Below are 25,525 nucleotides of genomic sequence, written 5' to 3' on the forward strand. Positions count from 1 at the left end.
CCTTTAATATTCTTGCCGGCCCCATTAGCAGAGGCCACGGTGTTGGTTAGTGGGCTGCCCATTGGATCGAATTAATGTCGATGCCGTCTTTAAACATATCCCACAGCGGCGACAGTTCGCGCAGCTTGTGTACTTTCGATTTCAGCAGATTCACGGCGAAGTCGATATCTTCCTCGGTCGAGAAGCGGCCGATGGTGAAGCGGATCGAGCTGTGCGCCAGTTCGTCGCTGCGGCCCAGAGCGCGCAGCACGTACGATGGTTCCAGGCTGGCCGAGGTGCAGGCCGAACCGGACGACACGGCGATATCCTTGATCGCCATGATCAGCGACTCGCCTTCAACGTAGTTGAAGCTGACGTTCAGGTTGTGCGGCACGCGGTGCTCCATGTCGCCGTTGATGTAGACTTCTTCGATCTCTTGCAAGCCCTTGGCCAGGCGGTCGCGCAAGGCCTTGATGCGGCCGATTTCGCTGTCCATTTCTTCCTTGGCGATGCGGAAGCTTTCGCCCATGCCTACGATCTGGTGCGTCGGCAGGGTGCCCGAGCGCAGGCCGCGCTCATGGCCGCCACCGTGCATCTGCGCTTCCAGGCGCACGCGCGGCTTGCGGCAGACGTACAGCGCGCCCACGCCTTTCGGGCCGTAGGTTTTGTGCGCCGTGAAGGTCATCAGGTCGACCTTGGTCTTTTGCAGGTCGATGACGACCTTGCCTGTCGCTTGCGCGGCGTCGCAATGGAAGATGATGCCTTTCGAGCGGCAGAACACGCCGATTTCGTCGATCGGCTGGATCACGCCGATTTCGTTGTTCACCAGCATCACCGACACGAGGATGGTGTCCGGGCGCACGGCCGCGGCCAGCTGCTCGACGGTGATCAGGCCGTTGTCCTGCGGTTCCAGATACGTCGCTTCGAAGCCGATGCGTTCCAGTTCGCGCACCGTGTCGAGCACCGATTTATGCTCGGTCTTGACGGTGATGATGTGTTTGCCCTTGGTCTTGTAGAATTGCGCCGCGCCCTTGATGGCCAGGTTGTTGCTTTCCGTCGCGCCGGAAGTCCAGATGATTTCGCGCGGATCGGCGTTCACCAGGGCCGCCACGTAGCCGCGTGCCTCTTCCACGGCTTTTTCCGCCGTCCAGCCATACATGTGGCTGCGCGATGCCGGATTGCCGAACTGCTCGCGCAGGTAAGGAATCATCTTGTCGGCGACGCGTGGATCGATCGGCGTCGTGGCCGAGTAATCCATATAGATCGGGAAATGCGGTGCGGTTTCAAAGTGCACTTGGCCTACGTTTTTTTCAGGGGCGTTCATCAATAACTCCAATGCAATCAGCAACTTAGTATTTTGTATTTATCAACCGAGGGCGGCGTGGTTACGGTGCATCACCATCACGCTTTGCTCGGCAATCTTTTGTCTCTGCTGGTCGACCAGATCCTGCAAGGACACAGAATCCAGATAATCGACCATTTTTTCGTTGAGTGTGGACCACAGCTCATGCGTCATGCAACGCGCACCCGTGGCCGCGTCGGCGCCGTGGCAATGCTCCTTGCCGCCGCACTGCGTGGCGTCCAGCGGCTCATCGACGGCGATGATGATGTCGGCCACCGTTACTTTGTCGGCACGGCGCGCCAGGCTGTAGCCGCCGCCCGGACCACGGATCGATTCGACGATCTCATGCCGGCGCAGCTTGCCGAACAGCTGTTCCAGGTAGGACAGGGAAATCGACTGGCGCTGGCTGATGCCGGACAAGGTGACCGGACCTTTGCCCTGGCGCAGGGCAAGATCGATCATTGCAGTCACGGCAAAACGGCCTTTTGTAGTCAGACGCATACATCCTCGGTTCAACTAGTTTAAAATATTGCGGCTTTTCAACTTCTCAAACACTGAGTAGTTGAATGATTTAGTCAAGTATAACAAATTCGGCGGGGTTTGTCAGAGCGCCCCTCGATGACCACAGGGCTGGCAGGGGCTTAACGGGCCACGCGTGAGATGGCAGCCTCAAGAAAACAACAATCAAACAACAATCGGAAAATCGCCGGCTTCACGGCACCTGACAAAACCGTCGCGAGCGGAAGGGAGAGGTGGCCGAGAAGCGCAACCGTACTCTAGTACGGTGAGCATCGCAGGCCACCTATGCCGACGCGCAGCAGGTTTGGTCAGGCGCTATCATCCGCGCAGGGCGGTGCGTACTTTCATTAATTCAAAACCCAGCAGGTTCAAGCCGTCCCAGCGGGCCGGATCGCCGATGCGCGGATTGTCCGAGGCCAGGCCCACGCCCCAGATGCGGTCAACGGGACTGGCTTCGACGATGACGCGTTCACCCGTTCCCAGAAGAAACTTGCGCAGCGCGGCCTTTTGCGAGAACTTGGCAAAGTTGCCATCGAAGACGATACCGGCGCGCGCCGCTTCCCACACCTTGGCGTCAAAATTGGCCACTTCTCGCCCCAGCTTCTTCACTTCCGACGGCCGCCCGGCCGCCACGATGCGCGCCTGCACCGAGGTATCGCCAAACAGGGCCGCCTTTTGCGCCATCATGTAGTGCTCGGCCGTCGCATACGTCACGCCAGCGAGACTGAACGGCGACGGAAACCACTGGCTGAAGCAACTTTTGTCGGGCACCTGCGGCTGCGCCGGCGTGTGCCCCCAGAAATACAGATAGTCGGGCACGCCACCAGCCGCTATCCACGCCTTCAATTCTTCCACATTACTGATTTGCATATTCCCCGCACTTCCGCCAGACAGGCGCCAATTCAATCTCAAGCACGCAACAGTTGCATCGGGCCAAACAAGGCCTGCATGTCGCTGTTGCCGATAAAGGACAGATTATACGGATGTTCCGCCGTCACCTGCGGCAGCATTGCCGCCACCGGCAGGCGTTTGATGAGCTCGGCAATCTTGCCCCACAACACCAGTTGCGGCAAGGCCGCCCCGCCCTGCTGCGCCAGCGCTTCCAGCACCACTTGCAGGAAGGGCAGCCAGCCGCGCGCATCCTGCACGGGCGGTACGTGAGAACGGAACACCAGCGCCGCGTTGAGCAGCAAGAAACCCTGCTCCGTCATCTTGCGCTGCAAGTCGGGCAGGGTCTGGATCACGCCGCTGCCGGGCAGCTGCGCGGCGGCCGCCACGGGCGCCATGGCCGCGCCGGACGTGTCACCGCCTTGCAACTGGCCATCGGCCACCAGCAGCATCTTCATGAAGTTGCGCAGGGATGTGGCGCGGTTGACGGGTTTCGACAGCCCCGTCGCCGACCATAAACTGCCGACGGCACCATCCATGAAGCACACGCCCGTGGCGCTGTCGGCGCGCGGATACGGCCCCTCACCCACCAGCACGTAGCGCACCTGCGCCAGCGGCAGGGCAAAAGCGGCGAACAGCCGGCCCTGCGTGGGCAGATAATCGTCGACGGCCAGCGTCGGCAGATAGGCGGGATCGGCCGCCATCACGGCGTGCAAGCCGCGCAGCAGGATGGGATGCCAGGAAACATGCGCCAGGGACAGGGCATCGGTGATGCTGGCAGGAACGGTGGTTGCGGTCATGAGGCGTGAAGTATTTGGGCAAACGCAAATTGTAGCGCACCGATACGCCCGCGTTGTTGAATGGGCACCATTCCCACACTCCACAGCAATACCAATATCGCCACAACCGTATCAAAAATTGCACGCCACCTGCGCCAATCGATGCCGGCAATGCTAGACTGGTTTCCTTGGGACTTGAGCCACATCAAGATATAGTGCCTACCGGCTTCTTCGATCCACTAACGCTCATTGCGCCTGGGCAAGTTCTCAACACACTGCCCTGCCCATGCCACGTCCCTACCTCATCCGATTGAGCGCCGCGATACGCCAGCCCTGCCTGAGCTTTCTGCTATGGCTATGCTGCAACGCCCCCGTCCATGCGCAAGACCTGGCGGAGATCAGCGCACCTCGTTTTGCGCCAAGGCAAGTGCTGGTACTGTATTCGCTGGGCAGCGATGCCTCCTCGCAGTGGCAAACGCTGATCCACAAGGGCATGAGCGTTGAACTGGCCAACGAGAACTGGCACCTCGCGCCCGGCATCTATGAGGAGCGGCTCGATTCCGTGCGCGTGGGCGAACAGCCTGCCGTCGCCGGGCTGGAAACGTATCTGCAAACCAAGTACAGGATGGTGCAATTCGACGCCATCATCACGGAAAACTATCTGGCGGCCCAGTTCCTGAGCCAGCATCCGCAGCTGTTTCCCGGCGTGCCCCGCTACTATGTGAATCAGGGACGGCAGGACTGGGCGCCTGCCGACGGCATCAATCTCGATGTGCGCCACGATTTCGGCAAGGCCATCGCCGTCATGCTGCAAGTGACGCCAGGACTGCGCCATATCGCCGTCGTCGGCGACGGCAGCGCACGCGGCCAGGCGTGGATCGCCGCCATCCGCGCCGCCATCGCGCCCTACCAGGACCGTCTCAAGGCCGATTTCTGGGATCACCTGAGCCAGGAAGAGTTGTGGCGCCGCACCGGCACGCTGGGACAGGGCAGCGCCATCTACCTGCTGCCCGTCTACCGCGACGTGCTGGGGCAGCGCACCACGCCGCCCGCCATGGCGCGCGACCTGGCCTCGCGCAGCGCCGTGCCCATTTTCACCAGCGTGGAATCGCTGATACTGCCCGGCGTGGTGGGCGGCTATGTCATCAGCGGAGAGAAAGTGGGGCGCACCATTGCGCGCATTCTGCTGGGCAGAACGCCCGATCCGGATGGCATGCAGGTATATATCTTCGACGATGCCGCAATACAGCGTTTCGGCTTGCGCAATCTGCCCGGCGAGTCGCGCATCCTGAACCGGCCACAGGGTGTATGGGCGCAATATCACTGGCAGATCATCGCCGGACTGTCGCTGATCACGCTGCAAGCGGCGCTGATTACGGCCCTGCTACTGGCCCAGCGCAGCCGCCGCGCCAGCGTGGCGGCGCTGCATGCGGAGCGCGACATGCTCGAGGAACGGGTCTTGCAGCGCACCCTGGAACTGCTGGTAGCCAACTCCCGGCTGGAGCAGCAAGCCACGACCGACCCGCTGACGGGCCTGGGGAACCGCCGCATGATGACCCTGCGGCTGACAGAGGAACTTGAACGCGCGCAACGCTTCGGCCATACGCTGTCGCTGCTGATGATCGATATCGACCACTTCAAGCGCATCAATGACGACCATGGCCACGACGCGGGCGACCGCGCCATCGCTGCCGTCGCGCAAGTGCTGCGCAGCGTCACACGGGGCATGGATACGGCGGCGCGCTTCGGGGGCGAGGAGTTCGTGCTGCTGATGCCGGAGACGCCGCTGCCAGTGGCGCTGGAAGCGGCCGAGCGCCTGCGCCTGGCGGCAGCCAGCTTGCGCGTGGAATGCGATGACGGCCAACTGGTCAGCCTGACCATCAGCATCGGCGTGACATGCAACACGCCGCAATCGACCGCAGCAACCAGGCGGGAAGCGGACAACATGACCGATCTGCTGATCCGGGCCGACCAGGCCCTGTACCGCGCCAAACATGGCGGACGGGACAGGGTTGAGTGGAGCTGAACCTGCTCCCCTTGTTGACCTGATACCCTATTCGGCGTCAGGCTGCTGCGACGGATGGGCGGCGGCAAACGCCGGCAAGCCGGCACAATGCGCGTGGATGCGCGCCACGCGCGGGTACGGCGCCAGGTCGATGGCGAAACGCTGCGCATTGAACACTTGCGGCACCAGGCAGCAATCGGCCATCGTCGGGCTGTCGCCATGGCAGAACAGGCCCGTACCGGCCGGGTCGCCCTGCGCCAGCAGCGCTTCGACGGCCGCCAGTCCCTCGGCCATCCAGTGGCGGTACCACTCCTGTTTGGCCTCGTCCGACAGGCACAGGGTGTTTTTCAGGTATTTCAGGACGCGCAGATTCGTCAGCGGATGCGCATCGCAGGCGATCGCCAGCGCCAGCGCGCGCACGCGGGCGCGGCCCAGCGCGTCCGGCGGCAGCAGCGGCATGGCTGGCCGCGTCTCGTCCAGGTATTCAAGCATCGCCAGCGACTGCGTGAGGATGGCGCCGTCGTCATCAAGCGCCGGCACCAGCGCCGACGGGTTGACGGCGCGGTAGGCCGGCAGCAACTGCTGGCCGCCATCCTGCAGCAGATGCACGGGGATGCTGTCGTAGGCGATGCCCTTTACATTCAAGGCAATGCGCACGCGATAGGCGGCCGAACTGCGGAAGTAGGTGTACAGCTTCATGCTCATGGCGGGGCGTCCTTTCAGGCGCGGCCGGCGTACAGCGCGACCGTCTGCTCGATGCTGCCGAAGATGCTGGCGCCGGCCGCGTCGCGCATCTCGATGCGCACCGTGTCGCCGAACTTCAGGTACGCCGTCTTCGGCGCACCGTGTTCGATGGTTTCATACATGCGCACTTCGGCCAGGCAGCAATAGCCCACACCGCCGTTCTCGATGCTGGAGCCGAACAGGTTGCCCTGCTTGTTCGACACGGTACCCGAGCCGACGATGCTGCCGGCGCCCAGTTCGCGCGTCTTCGCCGCATGGGCGACGAGCTGCGCAAAATTGAAGGTCATGTCTTCGCCGGCATTCGGCTTGCCGAACGGTTTGTCGTTCAGGTCCACCAGCAGCGGCAGGTGCAGCTTGCTGTCGGCCCAGTCGGCACCCAGTTCATCGGGCGTAACGGCGACGGGCGAAAACGCGCTGGCCGCCTTCGACTGGAAGAAACCGAAACCCTTGGCCAGTTCGCCCGGAATCAGGTTGCGCAGCGAGACATCGTTGACCAGCATCACCAGGCGGATGGCTTTCGCCGCATCGTCCACGCTGGCGCCCATGGCCACGTCCCCCGTGACGACGGCCACTTCGGCTTCCAGGTCGATGCCCCACTCTTCCGACAGGGCGAAGATAGGGTCGCGCGGCCCGATAAAACTGTCCGAGCCGCCCTGGTACATCAGCGGGTCCGTGTAGAACGAGGCTGGCACTTCCGCGTTGCGCGCCTTGCGCACCAGTTCCACATGGTTGATGTAGGCGGAACCGTCGGCCCACTGGTAGGCGCGCGGCAGCGGCGAGTGGCACAGACTGGCGTCAAACGGCTGCGCGTCCGGCGCCTGGCCCGCGTTCAAGTCAGCGTAGGCCTGTTCCAGTTTCGGCGCGACGGCGTCCCAGTTGTCGAGCGCCGCCTGCAAGGTGGGAGCGATGGCGGCCACGCGCTGGTACTGGCGCAGGTCGCGGCTGACGAGGATCAGGGCGCCGTCGCGGCTGCCGTTTTTCAGGGTTGCGAGTTTCATGGTGTTCCTTGTTCGGTGGTTGTTTCAGAGAGGTTGCCGATCCGGGACGCTCAGGCGTCGGCCGGCGCGTGCATCCAGGCGGCGTGCTTCGGCGCGCGGCGCGTCTGCGACCATTCTTCCAGCATTTCCCATTTGACGGCGTCCAGTTTGGCCATCATCTCGGGCGTGCCCACGTTGGCCGCCAGTTCCAGGCGGTGACCGTTCGGGTCGAAGAAGTAAATCGACTGGAAGATGGCGTGGTTGACGGGGCCCAGCACCTCGATGCCGGCGGCCACCAGGCGCTCCTTGGCCCCCAGCAGTTCTTCCATGCTGCCCACTTCCAGCGCCAGGTGCTGCACCCAGGCCGGGGTATTGCGGTCGCGGTCCATCGGCGGCTGCGTCGGCAGCTCGAAGAAAGCCAGCACATTGCCCTGGCCTGCGTCGAGGAAGACGTGCATGTACGGGTCCGGCGCCTTGGTCGACGGCACCAGGTCTTCGGCGATGGCGAGGACGAAATTCATGTTCAAATGCTTGACATACCACTCGACGGTTTTCTTCGCGTCGATGCAGCGGTAGGCGACGTGGTGGATTTGCTTGATCTTCATGGTGTTTGTCTCCAATGGGTGCGCCCGGGGCGCGATGGCTGGCGTGTTTTTCAGCTTTTCACCATTAGAATCGAGTTACAGCTATCATACAAACAATTTTTAACCATTGATTTATCGGATTATCTTATGAGTCCCAGCCTGCGGCAAATGCGCGCCTTCGTGGCGCTGGCCAAGACCGGCAGTTTTACCCTGGCCGCCGAATACCTGCACGTGACGCAATCGGCCTTGAGCGGCTTGATCAAGGAACTGGAAAGCGTGCTGGGCGTGCGCGTGGTCGAGCGCAGCACGCGCAAGACGCAGCTGTCGGAAATCGGCCGCGAACTGTATCCGCTGTTTGAAAAGATGATCGAGGACCTCGACGGCGCCATGGCCGGCATCGCCCAGCGCAAGGCCCTGAAGACGGGCCTGGTGCGCATCGCCGCGCCGCAAATGATGGCGTGCACCCTGCTGCCGGAAGTGATCGCCGCCTACCGCCAGGCGCACCCGGAGGTGCAGCTGCGCCTGGTCGATTGCCCGGTGGAAAACGTGTCGGCGCGCGTGTTCAGCGGCGAAGTCGATTTCGGCATCGGTCCCGAGCGCGACCCGACGGCGGAAATCGCCGCGCAAGTGCTGTTCGAAATGCCCTTCGTGCTGGTCTTCCCCGAGCAGCACCCGTTGCAGCAGAAAGAGCGCGTCACCTGGGCCGACGTGGGCGACTACCCGTTCATCTCGCTGCAGGGCCAGTTCACCGAACGCCTGCTGCGCGACATGCACGGCGCGTTTCGCGAGCTGTCGCTCAATCCCTACAATGAAGTGACCTTCATGACGACGGCGCTGGCCATGGTCAGCGCCAACCTGGGCATCACGGTCTGCCTGCCGTACGCGGAACCGATGGTCAAACTATACAAATTGCACATGCGCGCCCTGCACCAGCCGGAACTGACGCGGCGCTTTTTCGTCTACACCAAGACGGGGCGTTCGCTGTCGCCGGCGGCCGAAAGCTTCATGGCCTTCCTGTTCCAGTTCGTCGAGACGCACGAGTGGAACGTCGGCGGAAACAACGGCGCACGCGCCGCCCTGCCGGCCGGCAGCGCGGCGGGCACCGCTTTATAATGGCGCATCGCCCCTCTGCAAACACGCCATGACCCAGCCTGACCAGCACGCCCTGTCCGCCATCGACGCCGCCACCATCGCCATCAACCAGCGCATGAACAAATTCGACGGCCACGACCAGGTCTGGCTGTTCGGCTACGGCTCGCTGATCTACAAGGCCGATTTTCCCTATATCGAACGCCGCCCCGCCAGTATCGCCGGCTGGACGCGACGCTTCTGGCAAGGCTCGCATGACCACCGGGGCACGCCGATGGCGCCGGGGCGGGTCGCCACCATCGTGCCGCAGGCCGGCGCCGTGTGCGACGGCATGGCTTATCTGATCACGCCCGAAGTCTTCGCCCACCTCGACCACCGCGAAAAGAACGGCTATTTGCGCCTGGCCACCGACATCACCTTCGACGATGGCGGCAAGGTCGAAGGCCTGGTGTACATCGCCAACGAGGAAAACGCCGCCTTCCTCGGTGCCGCGCCCGAACTCGATATCGCGCGCCAGATCGCCCGATCAAACGGCCCCAGCGGCCCGAACAGCGAATACCTGCTGCACCTGGCCAGCGCCCTGCGCGAACTGGGCAAGAGCGACCCGCATGTCTTTGCCATCGAGCAATATCTGGCACAGCTCCAGGCACCTGCCCAGGACAGCACCGCAGCGTACCCCGGCGGCATCAGCGCTGACGCTGGTTTAACTTAAAACAAATCCAGCTGCCCCGCATTGCCCCCTTTTGCCGAGTTCCCCAACGGCGGCACCACCAGCGGGCGGCGGAACTGCGTGCAATCGAGCTGTTTGAATCGGCCGCCCTTGCCATGCAGCCCCAGCCGGTGCACGGCTTTTTCAAAGCGCTGGCGGATCAGGTCGGCCCACACGCCCTCGCCCCGCATGCGCGTGCCGAACGCGCTATCGTAATCCTTGCCGCCGCGCATTTCACGCACGCGGTTCATCACGCGCTGGGCCCGCTCCGGGAAGTGCGCTTCCAGCCATTGCTGGAACAAGGGACTCACTTCCCACGGCAAGCGCAACACCACGTAATGGGCGTGGATGGCGCCCGCGTCGCGCACGGCTTCGAGCAGCTGCTCGATTTCCGGCTCCGTCACGAAAGGAATGATGGGCGCGATGCTCACGCCCACAGGAATGCCCGCCTCGGTCAAGGTGCGGATGGTGCGCAGCCGCCGCGCAGGGGCCGCCGCGCGCGGCTCCAGCGTGCGCGCGATGACGGGGTCGAGCGTGGTGACAGTGACGGCCACGGCCGCCAGGCGCCTGGCCGCCATGGGTGCCAGAATGTCGATGTCGCGTTCGATCAGCGACGATTTCGTGATCAGCGCCACGGGATGCTCGCACTCGTGCAACACTTCCAGCACGCGCCGCGTCAGCTGCCGTTCGCGTTCGCACGGCTGATACGCATCGGTATTGACGCCCACGGCGATCGGCTCGGCCACGTACGACGGCTTGGCCAGTTCGCGCCGCAGCAGCTCAGGGGCGTTCACCTTGGCGTAGATGCGGCTTTCGAAGTCCAGGCCCGGCGACAGGCCCAGATAGCTGTGCGTGGGACGGGCAAAGCAGTAAATGCAGCCGTGTTCGCACCCCCGGTACGGATTCAGCGACACATTGAAGGGCAAATCGGGCGAAGCATTGCGCGTGAGGATGGTGCGCGCCTGCTCGTCGCTGACCTGCGTTTTCCAGCCCGGCGCCGCCTCCCCCTCCGCCGCATCCAGGCCGCCCACGCTCCAGCCGTCATCGAAACCGGCGCGCGCATGCGCCTCGTAGCGCCCTTGCAGGTTCGACACCGCACCGCGCCCCTTGTGGGCTTTCAGTGATTGCGGCGGCAACATGGCTTGCCCGGCGAAGCTGTCATCGTGCTCTGGAATGATTGCTTTCATGAACGGCCCCATCAACTGTATATACGTACAGTATACTATGCCGCTATGCGGGCAAGATCAAGGGCTGGCGTGCTGCCGTTTCACGCTTTTTCACCATGCGGCATGACATAACTCAACTGCTGTGCGACAAAGCCGTCAAATGCCGTGATCAGGGGAACGAAGCGGGACGCGTCCTGCTCCAACTGCATCAGGGCATAGCAGGTCGCTTCCAGGGTCGATAACTGGTCTGGTGCGTGCGCCTTGCGGATCAGGTAATGGGAAGCGGGCGTATCGCGCAGGGGCAGGCGCGGCAGCTGTTGCAACTGGGGATTCAGGTACAGCATCTTGCGGCTCTTGCGCCAGGTGGCGTCCAGCACCACCAGCCGCAATTGGTTCAAAAATCGGGCCGGATCGAGCAAGATGGCGGGGTCGAGCGCGGGCGGCGGCGCGATGCCCAGCGAACGGTCGCCGGGCGTCTCCGGGTACAACAGCACAGTGTGCTTGTCGGCCAGCAATTCAGCGAGCGTCTCGGGGGCAAACCGCTCGCCCGTCAGCATGCGGCTGTTGGGCAAGCTCAGGTGCAGCAAGCGGGCACTGCCCTTGGCGTTGTGGACTTCCAGCGGATGCTGCAGGATCAGCACTTCCACCGCGTGGGCAACGGGGGCGATCCAGCGGCAGATGCAGCTGGATGCGGCGCGCAGGCAGGCTGGGCAGCGTGCGCGTTTGACGGGTTCAGCCAGGGAGGACGATGCAGCGGCAGGGCTGGAGGGATGGCTGGAGGTAGAGGCTGAGGTACGGCGGGTGGTCATGGCGGAGCGCGTGCGCGGCTGTCTTCAAGCCGCGATTGTAGCGCCCGCGCCATGCCAAGGGGAATCTGCGCTTAAAACTCTTCCCATTCGTCGGCGCCGGAGGCCACCGGCGCCTTCGGCGCGCGTGCGCGCACAGCGTCCGCTGGCGCCGCCTTGCCCGGCGCGGCTGCGGGCTGTGCTGGCGCGCGCCGTGCCGCCGCTTGCACGACAGGCCGCACGGCAGTTTTGACCGGCGCAGGCGCTTTCACAGACAGGGCAGCACTGGTGGAAACAGAGTGCTGCGTGGCATCGAGCTTGAATACGCCCACCACGTCGGCCAGCTTGGCCGCCTGTTCCTGCATGGATTCGGCCGCAGCGGCGGCCTCTTCCACCAGGGCCGCGTTTTGCTGCGTCACCTGGTCCATCTGGCCGATGGCCTGGTTGACTTGTTCGATGCCTGCGCGCTGCTCATCGCTGGCATCGGTGATCTGGTTCATGATCTGTGTCACGTGGCTGATGCTTTGCACGATTTCGTCCATGGTGCGGCCCGCCTTGTCCACCAGTTGCGAACCGGCCTCGACCTTTTGCACGGAATCGTCGATCAAGCCCTTGATTTCCTTGGCCGCCGCGCTGGAGCGCTGCGCCAGGTTGCGCACCTCGGAGGCCACCACGGCAAAACCGCGGCCCTGCTCGCCAGCCCTGGCCGCTTCCACGGCCGCGTTCAGGGCCAGGATATTCGTCTGGAAGGCGATGGCGTCGATGACGCTGATGATGTCGACAATCTTGCGCGAGGAATCGTTGATCGAGCCCATGGTGCTGACCACTTCCGACACCACCACACCGCCCTTGCTGGCGATCTGCGAGGCGTCGATGGCCAGTTGATTCGCGCTGCGCGCATTGTCGGCATTGCGTTTCACGGTCGAGGTCAGCTCTTCCATCGAAGACGCCGTCTCTTCCAGCGAGCTGGCCTGCTCTTCCGTGCGCGATGACAAGTCCAGGTTGCCGGCGGCAATTTCGCTCGACGCCGTGCTGATCGATTCGGTGCCGACGCGCACCTGGCCGACGATACTGACCAGTTTATCGTTCATGTTTTTCAGCGCATGCATCAGCTGCCCCGTTTCATCGCGGCTGTCCACCACGATATGGCTGGTCAGGTCGCCAGCGGAAACGGCTTCCGCCACCTCGACGGCGCGCGTGATGGGACGCGTGATCGAGCGCGTGATCCAGCAGGCGCAAGCGATGCCCAGCAAAATGGCGACCGCGCCCAGCGAGATCAGCAGCAAACGGCCGTTTTCGTAGCGCGAACGGATGTGCGCGGCCGCTTCATCGAGCAATCTGGTTTCCAGCACGGCCATCTTGTTCAGCGATGACAGGTAAATGTCGCGCTTGACTGCCATGTCGCCTTCGTACAGGCGCTTGCCCAGTTCCAGGTCGCCCGCATTCTTGGCCTTGAACACATTCTTGCGCACGTCCGTGTACGCCTTGCGCGTGCTCAGCACTTCCTGGAACAGCGCCTGCTCTTCAGCGTTCAGCTCGCTCTTGCCGATAGCGTTCTGGATTTCCGTGGCGCGGGCGGACGAGACCGCCATTTCCTGTTCAAACTGCTTCTGGTGTTCGGGATCGCTCACTTTCCAGGCGGCCGCCGTGCGCGCCGCGTTGACCTCGATGACCTTGGTCCACTCGGCGATCAGGCGCTCATTGCGCACCTCGACATTGACTAGTGCATCGGTTTCCTTGCTGGCGCTTTGCATCTGCACGATGCCCACCACGGTCAGGCTCGTCAACAGCAGCAGGACGGCGGCAAAAGCGCCACCGAGGCGTACGCCGATTTTGAGGTTTTTCATTGCGTGAATCCTATCTGAAAAAAACAATGCACAGACGCCACGAAACCGACTTGCTGCCAGGTACCAATATAACAGGCATCTGCCGTGCGGCAATCACGAGCGGCAACGCAACCCTACCCACCTCGCCAGAATGGCAGCGCGCCGCAGCGCACCACTTTGGGGCAGATTGTGAGTGAACCAGGATGGTAATGCAAGAAATAAGATGCAGAAAAGCAACAATTTCAAGGTACTATGCCGCCACGCACGCGCGGCAGGCAAGCGTGGTCAGTTTTGCTTCACATAGATCAATTTTGACGTGTCGAAACCCAGCCCCTGGGCTTTCTCGACCAGACGCTGCTGCAAGGCAGGGTCCATGGTCGGCGTGCGCGACAGCAACCACAAGTATGACTTGTCGGGGCCGCTGATCATGGAATAGCTGTAGCCTTGCTGGTCCAGGTCAAACACAATGTAGGAACCATAGAAGGGGCCGAAAAACGATACTTTCAGGTAGCCCACGTCTTTCTTGTCGACAAAGTACGCCTTGCCTTCCGCTTCCTTCCACTGCGCGTCCGCCTCCTTGTAGCCGCGATTGAGTACTTTCAGGCCGCCATCCTGGCGCAGGCTGTAGTCGGCCGTCACATGGCTCAGGCCCCGTTCGAACGAGTGGTCGAGGCGCGCGATCTCATACCACTTCCCCAGATAGCGGGTCGTCTCGAAGTTGTTGACAGGCACGATATTCTCGGGACGGCCGACACAGCCGGCCAGCACGAGCACACTCAGGAACAACAGTTTTTTCATGGTCTTCTCCATAGCTCGAATCAAGGTAGCAACGTCAGGGTAGCAAGGTCACGGTAGCAATGCCTGGTCGACGATGCGGCGGATCGCGCCGTTGGTTTGCATGCGCACGATCGCGGCATTGAATTGTTCAATAAAGTCCTCGCGATAGGGGTAGGTGGCCGGCCTGCGCACCGTAAAACCCAGGTGGCCCTGCTGGCTGGCCAGCTGCGCCATTTCCTCGATTGCCTGCATAGGCGTGCCCGGCGGACTCTCGCGCCGGATGCGCTGCAATTCCCACTGCGCCGACAGGCGGTCGCTGACATAGCAATCGATGCGCCCGCGCATCAGCTTGAGCAGATTCGTGCGCGTGCCCTTGGCCGGGTCGAGCACGATTTTTTCGGCGCGCAAGGACTCCGTCAGCGCCGCATCGCCAAGCAGGAAACCCGCGTTCACGCCAATGTGCAGGCCGCCATAATCGGCTGGCCACTGCCGCAGCGCGCGCCTGGCCAGCACGTCCTGGCTGCACAGCACCACCAGCTGCTCCATCAGCAGCGGCACGGAATAGCGCACATACGGCCGTTCGCTGCGCCACGAATACGGCGGGTACAGGGCAAAGGCCTCGCCCGTCTGCAGCATCAGCAGCCCGCGCTTCCAGGGCACGGGGCGCAGCTGCACCGCATACTGCGGCATCGCTTGCACCGCTTCGCGCACGATCTGCGTGTAGATGCCTTTCAGCTGGCCATTCTCGACGTAGGAGTACGGCGGATAATCGTCGTCGCCATAGATCACCAGCGGCGTCGGCGTCCCGGCCTGCGTGCTGGCAGCGATGAACAGGCATAGCGCGGCAGGCAACATGGGCATTCTGAGCATGCCCAAAGATTAGCATGGAAGCGCCAACAGCGATCACCCGTTCGCGCTGTTCGTCCCCAGCATCTCGTCGAGCTGCGCCAGAGTGCCAGAGTCCTTCACGACGGCGCGCAGCCACAGGTGCAGCGGCAGCTCGCCCCAACTGGCGGCCTTCTCGGCCAGGTAGGCAACGGGGCTGTGCGGCTCCGTGCGGCGGAAGAAATCGGCCACCTGGCGCAACTGGGCCAGCGCCTGCTGGCGCTGCACGATGGTGCCCCCGCCCCCGTCGGCGCCCTGGCCGGCGGCGGCCGGCGCATCAGCGAAGTCCGCGCCGGGCGACAGCGGCGCGATGAAATGAATGACGTTTTCCAGCGCTTCGCGCGCGGCGCGAAAACTCGGGCCATCGGCGCCGAAACGCACATCGACGCTGCGTTCGAACGCCAGCAGCGACTGCATGCAGTATTGCGCATCGGCCAGCAAGCCGTCGGAAAAGGCGCGCGTATTCCTTTGCCGCGCCGCCTCCATCTGCGCCAGGGTCGCAGCGTCATCGTGGCGCGCATCGCCCCAGCCCTGCTCCGCTGCGCCCTGCGCCAGGCTGGCCGCCGCGCGCTGGCGCGCCGCATCGAAGTCCTGCAGTGAAAACAGGCCATCCGTCCCTTCGGTCAGCGGGATCTCGCGCAGCAACTGCGGCGTGCGCGACAGCAGCCAGAACACGTTGCCGATGCGCTGTTCCTGATCGCCCTCTTCCGCCGGCGGGTACAGGCCTGCCCAATAACGCTCGCACAGGCCGGCCAGCAGCGCGTAGCCATCGCCCAGGCCGCGGAAGTGGCGCGTCTTCGCGTGCGCCTCGGCCAGCCACACGGCCACGCGCAAATCCTTGCTGCGCGCGGCGATCAGCTGTTCGCAGCGCGTCGCCACGAACGGCCAGTCGGCTTCCTTCAGCGCCGTCACCCACTCGCCCTGGTCCAGGCTTGGATCGTCGTGCTGGCGCGCGCGCGCGATGGCGTCGAGCTCCTGGCTGAAGGTGATGTCTTCGCCGCATGGGCTGACGGCGCTGACGGGATGCAGCAACTGCTCCAGGTTGAACATGGCGCTCTCCGCAAGGTGGATTATCGGATCGTGTACTTGAACTGCCCCTGCTTGCCGGCGCTGACGCGTATCGAGGTGATCGGCTCGCCGTCTGCCATGCGCGCCAGCACCGCTTCGGCGATGGCCGGCAGCAGGCTACCGTTGAGAATTTGATCGACATTGCGCGCGCCCGAATCGACCTCGGTGCAGCGCGCCAGCACGGCGTCGACCAGGCCCGCGTCATGGCTGAACTGCGCCTGGTGGTTGCGCGCGATGCGCGCGCCGATATGCGCCAGTTTCAGGGCGATGATCTCGGCCAGCACCGCGTCGTTCAGCGGATAGAACGGCAGCACCTTCAGGCGTCCCAGCAAGGCCGGCTTGAAATGCGCCACCAGTTGCGGGCGCACCAATTCCTCCAGCGCGGCCGGCGTGGGCAAGTCTTGCGCTGCCCGGTTCAGGCAGGCGGCCATCATGGCGCCGGAACCCAGGTTCGAGGTGGCGATGATGATGGTGTTGCGAAAATCGACTTCGCGCCCTTCCGCATCATCGAGCACGCCCTTGTCGAAGACCTGGAAAAACAGTTCGAGCACGTCGGGATGCGCTTTTTCCGCTTCGTCGAGCAGCACCACGCTGTAGGGCTGGCGCCGCACGGCTTCCGTCAGCACGCCGCCCTCGCCATAGCCGACATAGCCGGGCGGTGAGCCTTTCAGGCCGGCCACGCTGTGCGCCTCCTGGTATTCGCTCATGTTGATGGTAATGAGCTTGCGCTCACCGCCATACAGCAGGTCGGCCAGCGCCAGCGCCGTTTCCGTCTTGCCCGTGCCGGACGGCCCCGTGAACAGGAACACGGCTTGCGGCTTGTTCGGGTCGTCCAGGCTGGCACGCGCCGTGCGCACGCGCTGTGCCACCGCCGCGATGACGTGGTCCTGTCCCAGCACCCGTTCGCGCAGCGCCCCGTCAAGGGTCAGCACCGTGCGGATCTCGTCCTTGAGCATTTTCCCCAGCGGGATGCCGGTCCAGCCAGCGACGATGCCGGCCACCACCTGCGCATCGACTTCCAGCGGCGACAGCGGTGTTTCTCCCTGCAGGGCCGCCAGTTCTTCCTTCAGCGCCAGCAGGCGCGCCGCGCCCACTTCGCCCGGCCGCTCGCCGCGCAACTGCGCGCGCAGGTCGCCGATCTGCGCCACCAGCGTTTTTTCGCGCTCCCATCGCTGCGCCAGGGCCGCGATCGCCGCCTGCCCTTCATCATGCTCGCGCCGCAGCTGCACCAGGCGCGCGGCAGCGGCTTTATCGGGCGCTTCGCCGTCAGTCGCCTCGCGCGTCAGGGCGGCGATTTCCGCGCCGATGCGTTCCTGCCGCCGGTTCGCGTTTTCCAGCTGCGCCGGCGTGGCGCGCTGGCCCAGCGCCACCTTGGCGCAGGCCGTATCGAGCACGCTGATGGCCTTGTCGGGCAGCTGACGCCCGCTGATATAACGGTGCGACAGGCGCACCGCCTCGACGATGGCGGCGTCGCGCACGCGGATGCCGAAATGGCGCTCCATCAGCGGCGCCATGGCGCGCAGCATGGCGCAGGCGATGTCCTCGCTTGGCTCTTCCACCTTCACCACCTGGAAGCGCCGTGCCAGCGCCGCATCCTTTTCAAAGTATTTTTTGTACTCGCTCCAGGTGGTGGCGGCGATGGTGCGCAGGGCGCCGCGCGCCAGCGCAGGTTTCAGCAGATTGGCCGCGTCGTTCTGCCCCGCCTGGCCGCCGGCGCCGATCATGGCGTGCGCCTCATCGATGAAGAGGATGACGGGATGCGGGCTTTTCGCCACCTCGTCGATAACGTTCTTCAAGCGGCTTTCAAATTCTCCCTTCACGCTGGCGCCGGCCTGCAGCAAGCCCATGTCGAGCGCGTGGATGTGCGCCCCCTGCAGCACCTCGGGCACGTCACCGGCGGCGATGCGCAAGGCCAGGCCTTCCACCACGGCAGTCTTGCCCACACCCGCCTCACCGGTAAGTATCGGATTGTTCTGGCGCCGGCGCAGCAGGATGTCGACGGCCTGGCGTATCTCGCCCTCGCGGCCGATCACGGGATCGAGCTTGCCGTCGCGCGCCAGTTGCGTCAGGTCGGTGGTGAACTGGTCCAGCGCCGGGGTCTTGCTGGCCAAAGTCGCAAGCGGATCGTCGGGTGTCTCGGAAAGCTGCGGCACGGCCGCGCTTTCCTCCCCGGAGCCGGCCGTCAGCTTGTCCGGATGGTGCTTCAATTGCTCCACGCTGAAGCGGGCGAACAGCTTCGAGCCGCGGTACGCGAGCTGCGACAATTCCGGCTCCGTCAGCAGCGCCAATAACAGATGGCGGCTGCGGATGGGTCCCGGCTGAGCCGTATCGAGCGAGGCGACCAGCCAGGCGTGCTCGAACAGCAGCGGCAAATGGGGAGAGAAGACGGGCGTGCGCGCGCTGCCCGTGCGGAAGCTGCCGATCTCGCGGCGCAGGTCCGCCTCCAGCGTCGTCAGGCTGATTTCGCTGCGCCGCGCGATAGTGACGAAATCGCTGCGTTCCTGTTCCAGCAGGGCCAGGAACAGGTGTTCGATATCGACTTCATACTGCCCCAGTCCCACGCAGATGCCGGCGGCGCGGGTGGCGGCCGTGCGCGACGTGTCATTCAGTTTGGCGATCAGGGTTTTCAAATGGTTGCTCATGCGGCGGCTCCCTTGCGGTTGATCGAATAGCGCAGTGACGACGGCTGCAGCACGGCGTCGAAATTGACCGTCTCGCCACCGGACATCACGGCCAGGGTGCCGCTGATGACGAAGCCGACGCGGTTGATGCTGCCCACCTCCCGCTCCAGGCGGGCGCGCACATTGCGCAGGCGCGGTTCGTGGCGTTCGATGGCCGCCTTCAGCGCGGCGCAGATGCGGGCGCGGTCTTCGCTGCTGGACAAACACATGCCGGCGAAATCGATCAAGCCATAGTTGACGATGGACGCCGCGCATTCCGGATAGGCGTCCAGCGCGCCGGGCGGCAGGGCCACGCGCGTGTTGAGAAGCTCTTCCAGGTCGCGCGCCACCGCATCCTTCAATTGTTCCAGCGACAGGCGCGCCGCCACGCCGCCCGCCGCACTGCCGTCGCCCATCAGGCGGTCGAACAGGCCGGGTACATAACTGTCCATGCGCTCTCCTGAAAAATCGGTGCGGCGCGCGGGCGTTGGTGGCCGCCGCGCGCCGCGCACCATCGATCAAGCCACGCGGTTCGCGGCCAGGTCCCAGCCGCCCGAGGTATTGCCGCCGGCGCCGCCCGTCACTTTTTGCTGCGTGTATTTCCACTTCACTTTCGAGAACTTGAAGCCGACGTGTTCACCGAGGATGTCGCCTTCTTCCACGTTCGGCGTGACGGCGCCGATCAATACATTCTCGATTTCGATTTCAAAGTACTTGACGCGCTCGCCCTGGCCGTCGGCGCGCATGAATTCGAAGCGCGCCTTGGGAATGGTCTTGCCGGCCGAGCAGGTTTGCAGCAGCACCGGCGAGGCCAGGTCGGCCAGCTTGGAGATGACGATGTCCTTGTGCTCGCAGCGTTCGGCCGTATGGCCGCCGCCCGTCGAGGCGGTGGCGGACTTCGGCTGCTCGACGCTCCAGCTGACCGATTTGCACTCGATCCAGTCCTTGTGCTTGTCATCTGTGGACTCGCCCTTGATGCCGTCTATCTGCAGATATACATCGATTGCCATGGTGTGCTCCTCTGGTTGAAAGATGGGTGGATCATGAATTGGTCGACTTCGGCAACTCCGCGACCAGTCGGAGCGAAACGGATAATTCATCGAGCTGGAAGTGCGGCCGCAGGAACGACACGGCGCGGTACACGCCGGGCCGGCCCGGCACTTCATGCACCTGCACGGACGCCTCGCGCAGCGGGAACTGCGCCTTCTGTTCCTGGCTGGCGTTATCGTCGAGCAGTACGTACTGCATCAGCCAGCGGTTTAGAAAATCTTCCACGTTGGAGGCGGCGGCAAAGCTGCCGATCTTGTCGCGCATCATGGCCTTCATGTAGTGGGCGATGCGCGAGACGGCAAAGATGTACTGCAGCTGCGACGACAGCACCGCATTCGCATTGGCCGCGTCGCTGTTGTACTTGCGGCTCTTCTGCGCCGACTGCGCGCCGAAAAACGCCGCGTACGCCGTGTTCTTGCAGTGCACCAGCGAAATGAAGCCCAGGTCCGACAATTCCTTTTCGCGGCGGTCGGTGATCGCCACTTCGGCCGGGCATTTCAGGGCCACGTCGCCCTCGTCAGTCTTGAAGGTGTGGGTGGGCAGGTCGTCCACCAGGCCGCCGCCCTCCACGCCGCGGATGGCGGCGCACCAGCCGTAATCGGCAAACGCGCGCGTCAGCTTGCTGCCGAACGCATACGCGGCGTTACACCACAGGTATTTGTGATGGTCGCTGCCGTCGACTTCCTCGACAAAGTTAAATCCTTCGACCGTGGTGCCGTCAACGGGATTGAAGGGCAGCCGGCCCAGGAAGCGCGGCAAGGTCAGTCCCACGTAGCGTGCATCCTCGGATTCGCGGAAGGCTTTCCATTTCGCGTACTCGATGGTGTCGAACACCTTGGCCAGGTCGCGCGGCTTGCCCAGATCGCCGTAGCTTTCCAGCCCAAACAGTTCCGGCGCGGCCGAGGCGATGAACGGTGCGTGCGCGGCGGCGGCGATGTGCGACATCTGCTCGACGAAATACATGTCTTCCGGCTGGCGCGAGATGGCGAAGTCGCCCAGCAGCGCGGCGAACGGCGCGCCGCCGAAGGTGCCGAACTCCTCTTCATACACCTTCTTGAACATGCTGCTCTGGTCGAACTCCAGCGCGGCCTGAAAATCCTTCACCAGCTCGCGCTTGGTGGCGTTGAACATGCGGATCTGCAGGCGCGTGCCTGTATCGGAATTGCCGACCAGGTAGCGCAGCCCGGTCCAGCTTTGTTCGAGCTGCTGGAACGGCGCCGCGTGCATGATTTCGCTGAGCTGGGCGGAGATCAGGCGGTCGATCTCCGCCACGCGCGCGTCCAGCGTCGCCGACAGGCTGGTCGACATCAGCACCGTGCCGTCGAGCACCTGCGCCACCAGTTCCGAGATCAGGTCGCGCGCGCGCGCATGCTCGGCGCCGGACTTGGCGACGCGGCTTTGCTCGACGATCTGGTCCAGCAAATCGGTCGCAGCCGGCGCATCGGCGGTGGATACTGCTAGGGCTTCTGCCTGGGCGTTCATTTCAATCCTCCTGCGCTGGGAACTGCGGTTTCAAACTGGCCAGGCTGTCCGTGTTGTTCAGCACTTCCGTCAGCAAGTCTTCCAACTTGTCGTTGCCGGCCAGCTTGTTGCGCAAGTCGGCCAGCTTGGTGCGCGCCTCGAGCAGCTTGCGCAAGGGATCGACCTGGCGCACCACCGATTCCGGGCGGAAGTCATCCATCGAGCGGAAGTGCAGGTCGACGGCGAACGTGCCGCCCGCCTCGCTGATGCGGTTTGGCACGGCGAAACGGGCAACCGGCTCCACGCCGGCCAGCACTTCGTCGAAGTTGTCGCTGTCGATGGCGACGAACTTGCGGTCCTTCAGGCGTTTTTTCTCGCTGTCCGGATTGCCGCCAAAGTCGCCCAGCACGCCCACCACGAAGGGCAGCTCCTTGTTTTCAATCGCGTCGCCAATCTCGACGTCATAGGTCATTTGCACGCGCGGTGCGCGTATCTGCTTCAGGCGTTTCTGCACGCTGTCGGACTTGGGCATGTCGCTTCCTTTGCAAGGGGATGGTGGGGATGCGGGCTTACTTCAAGCCGCTGAACGGGTCGGCCGCGCTGCCTGGCGCTGCCGCGCCCTTCGCCGCCGACGTGCCGGAACCGGCGGCGCGCTTGCCGGCCGCCGGCGGGCGCCTGGCCGGCGGCACCAGCACGTCTTCGCCGATGCTGGCGCGCAGCAGCTTGGCCAGCTCCTGCGCTTCCGAGCGCAGCGAACCATTCAGATTGTTTTGCCGCGACAGGTCGGCCAGCGCCTTGCCGGACAGGCGCAAACCGCTGACGGCGACGATGCTGTTGGCGACCTTGTCATCGGGGTCGCGTTCCAGCGCTTCGAGCGCATGGCCGATGGCGTCGCCGTACTGGCCGCGATCGAACTTCATCTGCGCCATTTGCAGCCACGGCGCCTTGTCGGCCGGGTAGCTGCCGCCACCGGACTTGAGCAGGGTCATGGCGCGTTCGTACTGGCCGGCGCGCGCGGCCGCATCGGCGTCGCTCATCACTTGCGCCAGGGTCGGCGCGGCAGGTTTGGTGGGCGCCGGCTGGTCTGGCGTGGCGCAGGCGGCCAGCAGCAAGGCGCTGGCGAGGCAGGCAATACGGGGCAACATGGTGGCTGGCTTCATCGGGCATTCCTTCACGTGGAAAACGCTACCGCTGGGAAAGATGGGCGGCGCCTTGGTGGAGGCCATTATTGATCGCCAATTTTTTTGCCAGATTGAGATTAATCAGCAAAGAAGAAGTTCCGCGCCACAGCGGCGGACAGCTCCATGAATCCTGATCTGGCGCAGTAATTGTCTTGATCGCAGGCGGACTTTGCGCCAACGCAAGCAGGCCGCTGGCACATGCGTTTAAATGACTGCAAGACTTTTATTTCCACTCACCATTTTTGCAAAGATCGTCCATGCCATCTGACGCCCCGCTCCGCCGCCTGGCGCGCACCACCCCGCTACTGCTGCCGGTGTTGCTGCTGGCCTTGCTGCAAGCCGGCTGCGCGGGCGGCGCCATCGGCACCCTGACCAACGCGGCTCTGCAAATGGCCGGCGTGGCCAAGCCGCCGCCCGAACTGCCGGACGCGCAAAAACCGCCGCGCAACGTCAGCATCCGCCTGCACGCGGCGCAACGCCTCAACACCGATGCCGAGGGCCGGCCGCTGGCGCTGGTGGCGCGCATCTACAAACTGCGCCAGAGCGCCGCCTTCGAGCAGGCCCCATATGACAGCTTCCTCGACGCGCAGCGCGAAAAGGCCGCACTGGGCACCGACCTGATGGAAGTGAAGGAAGTGCTGCTGGTGCCGGGCCAGCGCTACGAAGTGCAGGAAAAAGTCAGCAAGGAAGCGTATTTCATCGGCGTGGTGGCGCTGTTCCGCGCGCCTGCGGCGCAGCGCTGGCGCGCCACCTTTGGCGCCGCCGACGCGGAACGCGGCGGCATCACCGTCGGCCTGCACGCCTGCGCGCTGAGCGTCAGCGGCACGTCCACGCTGTCAAGCCCGCGCTGCCAGTAGCGCAAACACACGCCACACATTCAAAGGAGAAACGCGATGGGCATGGCAGCGAAAGTCTTGTGGGGAGAGGGCCTGTTCCTGCGGCCGCAGCATTTCCAGCGCCAGGATCAGTATCACGAAGCGCGCCTGCATCACACGGCCAGCGCACTGCATCCCTACCTGTGGGGCGTGGCGCACATGAAATGGGATCTGGCGGCGCTGCAGACGGGCACCTTGCGCCTGCTGGCCCTGTCGGCGATCTTCCGCGACGGCGAAGTGTTCGAGGCGCTGGGCGACGGCGCGCCGGGCAGCGATACCCTGCCCCCGCCGGTGGATCTGGAAGCGCTGCCGCCGGCGGTGCAGGAAGTGACGTACTACGCGGCGCTGCCCATCCTCAACCGCGAAGGCATGAATTACACGGCGCAGGCGTCAACGGCAGGCACGCCTGCAGCCACGCGCTTTGCGCACGCCATGCGCGCCACGCCCGACCTGTTTACGGAGTCCGCCGTGGCCGACGTGGCGTACCTGAAGAAGACGGTGCGCCTGATTCCCGACAGCGAGGCGCGCGGCTCCTACGACTGCCTGCCGCTGATCGCCCTGCGGCGCACGGTGTCGGGCGGCTTCGAGCCCGTGCCATCGTTCATGGCGCCCAGCCTGGCGATCGCCGGCGCGCCGCGCCTGCAAGGCCTGCTGGAACACCTGCTCGACGCACTGCAGGCGAAGGTGAGCGCGCTGCACGGCCACCACCGCGAGCCAAGCCGCAACGTGATCGAATTCCGTTCGGGTGACGTGTCCTCTTTCTGGCTGCTGCACACGGTCAGCACGGCCGCCGCCGCGCTGATGCACTATGTGCGCCATCCGGCCCTGCATCCGGAGCGCCTGTACGAGGCGCTGCTGGGCCTGGCGGGTGGCTTGCTCAGCTACTCCAAGCACTACACCCTGGCCAGCCTGCCCGCCTACGACCACGCGCATCCGGGCGCCTGCTTCGACGCCATCGACGCGATCATCCGCGAACTGCTCGACACCGTCATCTCGTCGAAGTATTTTTCCATCGCCCTGCTGGAAGACAAGCCGTCGTATTACCTGGGCAAGCTCGATTCGGGCAAGATCGACCAGCACACCACCTTGTACCTGGCAATACGCGCCGCCATGCCCGCCATCGAACTGGTGGATGTGGTGCCGCTGCGGGTAAAAGTGGGGGCGCCCGACGACGTGGAAAAATGCGTGCTCACGGCCATGCCCGGCCTCAAATTGTCGCATGCGCCGCAAGTGCCGGCCGCCATTCCCGTGCGCCCCGACACCTATTATTTTGTACTTGAAAACCGCGGCGCGCTGTATGAACAGATGCTCAAGGCGCAGTCGATTTCCGTCTACGTGCCGGCCGGCATACGCGACCTGCAGCTGGAACTGATCGCGGTGACGGCATGAGCCAGCTCATCGAACGGCGCGCGGCGCCCTCCCTGCTGGGTCCACGCGGTGCCGCCCCAGCAGGCAACAACCGGCAGGCCGGCGGCGCCCTGCTGGACCTGATGCACGAAGGCTTTTACATGCTGTTCATGCTCAAGCACGGTTCGACGCCCGGCGACGAGCAAAGCTTCATGGAGCGCATCACGGCCTTTCTCGCCGACTTCGAACGCGAAGCGAAAAAGATCCGCGCCGACGGCGATGATATCGAGGCGGCCAAGTATGCATTCTGCGCGGCCGTCGATGAAATCATCCTGGCCTCGCCCTTCACCCTGCGCAAGCAGTGGGAAAGGCGCCCGCTGCAGCTGCTGATCTTTGGCGACCAGCTGGCCGGCGAACACTTCTTCGACCGCCTCGACGCCTTGCGCGGCAAGGGTGCCATGCGCGTGCAGGCGCTGCAGGTTTTCCACATGTGTTTATTACTGGGATTCCAGGGCAAGTATGCGATCGACGGCGGCGAAAAACTCAGCTACCTGACAGCGCGCCTGGGCGACGAGATCGCCCACATCAAGGGCAAGAGCCGTGGCTTCGCGCCGCGCGCGGAACGCCCCGACCAGGTGGTCAACAAACGCGGCAGCGACGTGCCGCTGTGGACGCTGTCGAGCTTTTTCGCCCTGCTGGCCATCTGCGCCTACCTGGGCCTGAAAACGCATCTGACGCGCGGCACGCAAACGACGCTGGCCGCGTATGCGGACCTGGTCAAACTGGCGCCACGCCCGGCGAATTTGACGATCACCTTGCCCTGATCATT

The 25,525-nt window shown here is 64.1% G+C and carries 25 protein-coding genes; 6 read left to right on the top strand and 19 right to left on the bottom strand.

The annotated features are described in order from the left end of the window. Nucleotides 1–46: 46 nt before the first annotated feature. The 4 genes from FJQ89_RS10715 to FJQ89_RS10730 all read right to left on the bottom strand — a co-directional run bounded on the left by FJQ89_RS10715 (nucleotide 47) and on the right by FJQ89_RS10730 (nucleotide 3,528). On the bottom strand, nucleotides 47–1,303 hold the full coding sequence (locus FJQ89_RS10715) for an IscS subfamily cysteine desulfurase (RefSeq protein WP_099763005.1): 1,257 nt from the start codon (nucleotides 1,301–1,303) through the stop codon (nucleotides 47–49). A 42-nt stretch (nucleotides 1,304–1,345) separates the two neighbouring features. Next, complete coding sequence (gene iscR / locus FJQ89_RS10720) at nucleotides 1,346–1,822, bottom strand: Fe-S cluster assembly transcriptional regulator IscR (RefSeq protein ID WP_034779566.1); 477 nt, start codon at nucleotides 1,820–1,822, stop codon at nucleotides 1,346–1,348. A 336-nt stretch (nucleotides 1,823–2,158) separates the two neighbouring features. Further along, the gene (locus FJQ89_RS10725) at nucleotides 2,159–2,710 is read right to left on the bottom strand and encodes an NADAR family protein (protein ID WP_141170165.1); all 552 of its coding nucleotides are present in this window, start codon (nucleotides 2,708–2,710) and stop codon (nucleotides 2,159–2,161) included. 38 nt (nucleotides 2,711–2,748) lie between these two features. Beyond that, on the bottom strand, nucleotides 2,749–3,528 hold the full coding sequence (locus FJQ89_RS10730) for a uracil-DNA glycosylase family protein (RefSeq protein WP_141170166.1): 780 nt from the start codon (nucleotides 3,526–3,528) through the stop codon (nucleotides 2,749–2,751). A gap of 265 nt (nucleotides 3,529–3,793) precedes the next feature. Here FJQ89_RS10730 and FJQ89_RS10735 point away from each other — a divergent pair, with 265 nt between their 5' ends. Further along, nucleotides 3,794–5,533: a GGDEF domain-containing protein gene (locus tag FJQ89_RS10735; RefSeq protein WP_243136508.1), complete on the top strand. Its 1,740-nt coding sequence runs from the start codon at nucleotides 3,794–3,796 to the stop codon at nucleotides 5,531–5,533. 27 nt (nucleotides 5,534–5,560) lie between these two features. Here FJQ89_RS10735 and maiA read toward each other — a convergent pair whose 3' ends face one another. The 3 genes from maiA to FJQ89_RS10750 are packed head-to-tail and all read right to left on the bottom strand — an operon-like array spanning nucleotide 5,561 to nucleotide 7,838. After that, nucleotides 5,561–6,211, bottom strand: a complete 651-nt coding sequence (gene maiA / locus FJQ89_RS10740; RefSeq protein ID WP_141172743.1) for a maleylacetoacetate isomerase — start codon at nucleotides 6,209–6,211, stop codon at nucleotides 5,561–5,563. 20 nt (nucleotides 6,212–6,231) lie between these two features. Continuing rightward, nucleotides 6,232–7,254 carry a fumarylacetoacetate hydrolase family protein gene (locus tag FJQ89_RS10745; RefSeq protein WP_141170167.1) on the bottom strand — a complete coding sequence of 341 codons (1,023 nt, stop codon included), beginning with the start codon at nucleotides 7,252–7,254 and terminating at the stop codon, nucleotides 6,232–6,234. Between the two features lie 50 nt (nucleotides 7,255–7,304). Beyond that, on the bottom strand, nucleotides 7,305–7,838 hold the full coding sequence (locus tag FJQ89_RS10750) for a VOC family protein (RefSeq protein WP_141170168.1): 534 nt from the start codon (nucleotides 7,836–7,838) through the stop codon (nucleotides 7,305–7,307). A 126-nt stretch (nucleotides 7,839–7,964) separates the two neighbouring features. On the opposite strand from FJQ89_RS10750, the gene FJQ89_RS10755 reads away from it, so the two are divergent. Both FJQ89_RS10755 and FJQ89_RS10760 read left to right on the top strand, forming a co-directional pair. After that, on the top strand, nucleotides 7,965–8,930 hold the full coding sequence (locus tag FJQ89_RS10755) for a LysR family transcriptional regulator (RefSeq protein ID WP_141170169.1): 966 nt from the start codon (nucleotides 7,965–7,967) through the stop codon (nucleotides 8,928–8,930). A 28-nt stretch (nucleotides 8,931–8,958) separates the two neighbouring features. Beyond that, nucleotides 8,959–9,618 (top strand): gamma-glutamylcyclotransferase, encoded by a 660-nt coding sequence (locus tag FJQ89_RS10760; RefSeq protein WP_423245201.1) that lies wholly within the window; start codon nucleotides 8,959–8,961, stop codon nucleotides 9,616–9,618. On the opposite strand, the gene FJQ89_RS10765 is transcribed toward FJQ89_RS10760, so the two are convergent. The 12 genes from FJQ89_RS10765 to FJQ89_RS10820 all read right to left on the bottom strand — a co-directional run bounded on the left by FJQ89_RS10765 (nucleotide 9,615) and on the right by FJQ89_RS10820 (nucleotide 22,453). Next, complete coding sequence (locus FJQ89_RS10765; RefSeq protein WP_423245202.1) at nucleotides 9,615–10,802, bottom strand: PA0069 family radical SAM protein; 1,188 nt, start codon at nucleotides 10,800–10,802, stop codon at nucleotides 9,615–9,617. The two genes, FJQ89_RS10760 and FJQ89_RS10765, sit on opposite strands and share 4 nt — an antisense overlap. 80 nt (nucleotides 10,803–10,882) lie before the next feature. Continuing rightward, nucleotides 10,883–11,590: a tRNA-uridine aminocarboxypropyltransferase gene (locus tag FJQ89_RS10770; RefSeq protein WP_141170170.1), complete on the bottom strand. Its 708-nt coding sequence runs from the start codon at nucleotides 11,588–11,590 to the stop codon at nucleotides 10,883–10,885. Nucleotides 11,591–11,661: 71 nt separating this feature from the next. After that, nucleotides 11,662–13,413: a methyl-accepting chemotaxis protein gene (locus tag FJQ89_RS10775; protein WP_141170171.1), complete on the bottom strand. Its 1,752-nt coding sequence runs from the start codon at nucleotides 13,411–13,413 to the stop codon at nucleotides 11,662–11,664. Nucleotides 13,414–13,677: 264 nt separating this feature from the next. Then, a complete protein-coding gene (locus FJQ89_RS10780) occupies nucleotides 13,678–14,190 on the bottom strand; it encodes a lipocalin family protein (RefSeq protein ID WP_141170172.1) in 513 nt (170 codons plus the stop codon). A gap of 48 nt (nucleotides 14,191–14,238) precedes the next feature. Next, nucleotides 14,239–15,024, bottom strand: a complete 786-nt coding sequence (locus tag FJQ89_RS10785) for a substrate-binding periplasmic protein (protein WP_243136509.1) — start codon at nucleotides 15,022–15,024, stop codon at nucleotides 14,239–14,241. Nucleotides 15,025–15,072: 48 nt separating this feature from the next. Next, the gene (tssA, locus tag FJQ89_RS10790; protein WP_141170174.1) at nucleotides 15,073–16,104 is read right to left on the bottom strand and encodes a type VI secretion system protein TssA; all 1,032 of its coding nucleotides are present in this window, start codon (nucleotides 16,102–16,104) and stop codon (nucleotides 15,073–15,075) included. Between the two features lie 20 nt (nucleotides 16,105–16,124). Then, nucleotides 16,125–18,764 carry a type VI secretion system ATPase TssH gene (tssH, locus tag FJQ89_RS10795; RefSeq protein ID WP_141170175.1) on the bottom strand — a complete coding sequence of 880 codons (2,640 nt, stop codon included), beginning with the start codon at nucleotides 18,762–18,764 and terminating at the stop codon, nucleotides 16,125–16,127. Further along, nucleotides 18,761–19,234 (bottom strand): type VI secretion system baseplate subunit TssE, encoded by a 474-nt coding sequence (gene tssE / locus FJQ89_RS10800; protein WP_141170176.1) that lies wholly within the window; start codon nucleotides 19,232–19,234, stop codon nucleotides 18,761–18,763. Before tssE ends, tssH begins: the two co-directional genes overlap by 4 nt. A 66-nt stretch (nucleotides 19,235–19,300) precedes the next feature. Beyond that, nucleotides 19,301–19,792 (bottom strand): Hcp family type VI secretion system effector, encoded by a 492-nt coding sequence (locus FJQ89_RS10805; RefSeq protein WP_034750126.1) that lies wholly within the window; start codon nucleotides 19,790–19,792, stop codon nucleotides 19,301–19,303. 31 nt (nucleotides 19,793–19,823) lie between these two features. Beyond that, nucleotides 19,824–21,314, bottom strand: coding sequence for a type VI secretion system contractile sheath large subunit (gene tssC / locus FJQ89_RS10810; protein ID WP_141170177.1), 1,491 nt, complete (start codon nucleotides 21,312–21,314; stop codon nucleotides 19,824–19,826). Between the two features lies 1 nt (nucleotide 21,315). Next, complete coding sequence (tssB, locus tag FJQ89_RS10815) at nucleotides 21,316–21,825, bottom strand: type VI secretion system contractile sheath small subunit (protein WP_141170178.1); 510 nt, start codon at nucleotides 21,823–21,825, stop codon at nucleotides 21,316–21,318. Nucleotides 21,826–21,862: 37 nt separating this feature from the next. Further along, nucleotides 21,863–22,453 carry a tetratricopeptide repeat protein gene (locus FJQ89_RS10820; protein ID WP_243136510.1) on the bottom strand — a complete coding sequence of 197 codons (591 nt, stop codon included), beginning with the start codon at nucleotides 22,451–22,453 and terminating at the stop codon, nucleotides 21,863–21,865. Between the two features lie 278 nt (nucleotides 22,454–22,731). On the opposite strand from FJQ89_RS10820, the gene tssJ reads away from it, so the two are divergent. Genes tssJ through icmH form a run of 3 tightly spaced genes read left to right on the top strand, consistent with a single transcriptional unit; the run spans nucleotide 22,732 to nucleotide 25,520 of the window. After that, nucleotides 22,732–23,331, top strand: a complete 600-nt coding sequence (gene tssJ, locus FJQ89_RS10825; RefSeq protein WP_141170180.1) for a type VI secretion system lipoprotein TssJ — start codon at nucleotides 22,732–22,734, stop codon at nucleotides 23,329–23,331. A 36-nt stretch (nucleotides 23,332–23,367) separates the two neighbouring features. Continuing rightward, on the top strand, nucleotides 23,368–24,738 hold the full coding sequence (gene tssK / locus FJQ89_RS10830; RefSeq protein ID WP_141170181.1) for a type VI secretion system baseplate subunit TssK: 1,371 nt from the start codon (nucleotides 23,368–23,370) through the stop codon (nucleotides 24,736–24,738). Next, the gene (gene icmH, locus FJQ89_RS10835; protein ID WP_141170182.1) at nucleotides 24,735–25,520 is read left to right on the top strand and encodes a type IVB secretion system protein IcmH/DotU; all 786 of its coding nucleotides are present in this window, start codon (nucleotides 24,735–24,737) and stop codon (nucleotides 25,518–25,520) included. The genes tssK and icmH overlap by 4 nt, the downstream gene beginning before the upstream one ends. The last annotated feature ends 5 nt before the right edge of the window (nucleotides 25,521–25,525 follow it).

It is taken from the genome of Janthinobacterium tructae (assembly GCF_006517255.1).
In the GTDB taxonomy this organism is placed as follows: Bacteria; Pseudomonadota; Gammaproteobacteria; order Burkholderiales; family Burkholderiaceae_D; genus Janthinobacterium; species Janthinobacterium tructae.